Raw genomic sequence first — 3928 nt, forward strand, 5'->3', positions numbered from 1 at the left:
TGAACCCAGGTTTACGCGAATAAGATAGGCAATTTACAATCAGCATTTTCAGAGGGTTGCATAATGCTGATTGGCTACGCGCGGGTGTCTACCGGCGATCAAAACCTCGATTTGCAGAAAAACGCACTGGTTCGCGCAGAATGTGAGCAGATTTTCGAAGATACAGCGAGCGGGAAAAATTCCAGGCGCCCAGGGCTGAGGCGTGCTATCCGTCGTTTAAAACCAGGTGATTCTCTTGTGGTCTGGAAGCTGGATCGCCTTGGGCGTAGTGTTCGTGACCTCATCACTCTGGTGTCGGAGCTGCAGGCGCGCGGGGTGAATTTTCGCAGCCTGACCGACTCGATCGACACTTCGACGCCAGCAGGGCGATTCTTCTTCCACGTCATGAGCGCCCTGGCGGAGATGGAGCGCGAGCTGATAGTGGAGCGCACCCGAGCCGGGTTGGCTGCAGCGAGGGAGCAGGGGAGAGTCGGCGGCCGCCGCCGGGTAATGACTGAAGAAGTGGTGGAGAGATGTCGCAGAATGCTGGAGAACGGCGCTACCCGGCAACAGATCGCAGATGTGATAGGGGTGGGGGTGAAGACGATCTACAAATACTTTCCTGCGGCCGTCCGCGATCAAGGATTCCTGCCCTTCCCGTAATATGTAACATTTGAGATAATAAGTACTTTCAGTTTTGAAAACAGTTTGGTTTGTTCGTGAACGGTAAGAAAACAATAAGTTTTGAACAATTTTTAACTATTAACAGCAATCTTGTTTCCATCTCAGATACATGGGCAGACTTGTGGGCGTTAATTTTTCACACAGGTTTAAGCGCTGGAAGGCTGCTGAGTATTCGATATGATGATATTGATGATGGCTTGATACTGATACGAAAACAGGGTCACCTGAAGGAGCTACGTGTTGAATCAACCCCTCCAGTGGAGGGGATCATTGCTCGTAGAAGAGAACGCTATCCAGAAGATGTTTTTTTATTTCAGAGCCATTCTAACCGTGTGAAGTACCAACGCCGGCCGGTCACTATAATTGCTTTCAACGCCGCTTTACGTCGCGCCGCTAGATCATTACCAGACGTTAACGTAAGCAGTAGTAGCGCGAGAAACATACCGGACTAACCGCCTGTCCATTAGCGTGTGGCCGATGTGACAGGCGTGGGGGTGAAGACTATTTACAAATATTTGCCAGTACAATACGGCGATAAAAAATCCCCTTGAGCAGGCACACTCAAGGGGAAAATACTACATAACATCATTGCTGTGTGCGTCTTTGCGCTCATCTATCTTCCAAGAAGATGCCTAAAGCTTCCAGATATTTCTGGTCTGAGCAGTTAAAACATTGGGTCGGTAGCCGATGTAATAGGAGGGGGTGAAGACGATTTATAAATATTTCCCTGCTCAATGTTGCCAGTCGAATTGAGGCATCAATGCGTTACGTCAGCGCTGATCATTGATAGCCACTGCCAATATTGATCTGCTGCACACATGCATTTACTGTATTTATATACAGTAAGTTTGACAGGGGGAAGTATGCCGCGTTTATACGAAATCGAGACGGCCTGCCGTAAGGCAATAGATATCCTGCCTAACGGAAAGCGCATCCTCACCACCAGGCGATTTCTGCAGGAACTGGAGAGATATAACTGGCACTGGTCGCCACGGCAGGCTAACCAGTGGATAGAGCACTATGTGACGACATTCCGGGATGTCTCAACGCAGGAAGGTGACGATCGCACGTTCCAGCTTTACAACCCGAATGGAGGGCTGTAATCGTGGGATTTCCATCGCCAGCATCAGACTATGTGGAGGGGCGGTTAACCGTCGATAAGCTATGCAGCATCGGCCCTAATACTCGGGTTGTAGTAACAGAAACAGGCTATGCCGTTGTGGATTTCTCCGTTAAACCAAAACAAGGAGACACCGTTTTAATTCAATACACCGGCGGTACGGATTTTGCGAAAGTTATGGGGAAGGCGTTTATTACTCGTGATGGTGAGGCGCTGGAAGGTGAAGCACTCGACGACGTCGTAGTGTTAGGAATAGTGACATTCGTTATTAACCGGATATGGAAGGATGATGATGATTATCCAGTAATATGAAAAGTGGTGCACCTAAATTTCATCCTTACCCCTGGATGAAAAGCCTATAAAAACATGCTGGTAAAGTAGCGCCATTCGATACTGGAAAGGCGCTCGCAACTTCTTTCAGAGGCGAAAGTATTCCCAGCCAATCATTAAGGGCTAATGTCGAAAATTTCATGAGAAAATGAAGTTTTGAAGGTGGCTAACTTATTGAAAAGGTTGTGTGTGAAATTTGAGGTATTTTCTCAAAAAAATCGGTAAATATCTGTTTTTAAAGAAAAGCAGTCCGGTCTCGAAAACCGGAGTAGGGGCAACTCTACCGGGGGTTCAAATCCCCCTCTCTCCGCCACTTTTCTTGCTCTAACCTTCCCTTCAATAACACCGTTAGCTTCAGGTATAACGCCTGCGCTGGGGTATCACCATCATCATCGTCCTGGTTTCAGCGTAGAGTCGCGGTAGCGCGCTTTATCCTTTTGGCACCTTATCGCCGCTTTTAGCCCGAACGAGCTTAAACGCATCATAAAGAGGGAAGGTACGCCTGGAAAGCGGCAATGTCGAAAAGAGTGATCTCAACGGAGCGGGAACATAAAAAAGCCCGCTGAACGCGGGCTTTGACGGGGATCAGAACTGATAGACCAGGCCGAGGGCGACGATATCATCGGTCGCGATACCGCTGTTTTTGTAGAAGCGGTCGTCTTCATCCAGCAGGTTAATTTTATAATCCACATAGGTGGACATATTTTTGTTGAAGTAGTAGGTCATGCCCACGTCGACATACTTGACCAGATCCTTGTCGCCGTAGCGAGAATAGGCGTAGAGATCTTTACCCTTCGACTGCAGATAGGCCACGGACGGACGCAGCGGTAAATTAAAGTCGTCGAACTGATACTGCGCGACCACTTCGAAGTTCTGCGTTTTGTTGGCAATTCCGCCAAAACTATCGTTGCCATAGAAGGTCATGTTGCGGGTCTCAGCATACATGGCGGCCAGATAGATGTTATTGGCGTCATATTTCGCGCCGACGGTCCAGGCATCGGCTTTATCGCCGTTGGCATAACGCTGGCTGCTACGCGCGGCCGCCAGCTGGTTATGGGTACGGTCAGAAGACGAATACGCTGCCCCGAAGCTGATGCCCATATCGAGATCGTAGTAGCTGGAGATACCAAAACCGTCGCCATTTTCCCGCGCCAGCTTACGTTTCCCACCGTTATTAGTGCCTTCGCCAGAACCGGCGTTTTCATTATTACCCTGATACTGCAGGGCGAAATGCAGGCCGTCGACGAGGCCGAAGAAATCGCTGTTACGGTAGGTGGCCACGCCGTTAGTACGGCCGGTCATGTAAACGTCGGTCTGGGTGTAGGTATCGCCGCCGAATTCCGGCAGCATATCGGTCCAGGATTCAATGTCGTAGACCACGCCGTAGTTACGGCCATAGTCCAGCGACCCGCAGTCGGCAAACTTCAGGCCGGCAAAGCCGAGACGGGTCCAGGAGTTCGCGCCTTCTTTTTCGCTGGTGTTCGCCTGAATGTTGTATTCCCACTGACCGTAGCCGGTTAACTCGGAAGTAATCTGCGTTTCGCCTTTCAGACCAAAGCGAACATAGGTCTGGTCGCCGTCCTCTGAAGCGTCGTCAGAGAAGTAATGCAGGCCGTCAACTTTCCCGTAGAGGTCCAGTTTATTACCGTTTTTGTTATAGATTTCGGCGGCATTAGCGGCGCTAGCCATTAATAATGCCGGAACCATGAGTGCCAGTACTTTTCTTTTCATTATATATTCCCTTTTAATAATAATTTCTATGAATTATGACAATCCCTCCGGAATGACGATCCGATACTAACGACTAAGTTCATC

General features: G+C 49.3%; 5 protein-coding genes. 4 read left to right on the forward strand and 1 reads right to left on the reverse strand.

From position 1 onward, the window contains the following. Nucleotides 1-63: 63 nt before the first annotated feature. The 4 genes from KHQ28_RS27910 to KHQ28_RS27925 all read left to right on the forward strand — a co-directional run bounded on the left by KHQ28_RS27910 (nt 64) and on the right by KHQ28_RS27925 (nt 2095). Nucleotides 64-642, forward strand: coding sequence for a recombinase family protein (locus KHQ28_RS27910; RefSeq protein WP_032418751.1), 579 nt, complete (start codon nt 64-66; stop codon nt 640-642). Nucleotides 643-692: 50 nt separating this feature from the next. Then, nucleotides 693-1115: a hypothetical protein gene (locus tag KHQ28_RS27915; RefSeq protein ID WP_004892499.1), complete on the forward strand. Its 423-nt coding sequence runs from the start codon at nt 693-695 to the stop codon at nt 1113-1115. Nucleotides 1116-1526: 411 nt separating this feature from the next. Continuing rightward, the gene (locus KHQ28_RS27920) at nt 1527-1766 is read left to right on the forward strand and encodes a hypothetical protein (protein WP_004216505.1); all 240 of its coding nucleotides are present in this window, start codon (nt 1527-1529) and stop codon (nt 1764-1766) included. A 2-nt stretch (nt 1767-1768) separates the two neighbouring features. Further along, nucleotides 1769-2095 (forward strand): hypothetical protein, encoded by a 327-nt coding sequence (locus tag KHQ28_RS27925; RefSeq protein WP_032418752.1) that lies wholly within the window; start codon nt 1769-1771, stop codon nt 2093-2095. Between the two features lie 603 nt (nt 2096-2698). On the opposite strand, the gene ompC is transcribed toward KHQ28_RS27925, so the two are convergent. Beyond that, nucleotides 2699-3844 (reverse strand): porin OmpC, encoded by a 1146-nt coding sequence (ompC, locus tag KHQ28_RS27930; protein ID WP_002911596.1) that lies wholly within the window; start codon nt 3842-3844, stop codon nt 2699-2701. Nucleotides 3845-3928: the final 84 nt, after the last annotated feature.

The organism is Klebsiella sp. 28, assembly GCF_018223905.1.
Classification (GTDB): domain Bacteria; phylum Pseudomonadota; class Gammaproteobacteria; order Enterobacterales; family Enterobacteriaceae; genus Klebsiella; species Klebsiella pneumoniae.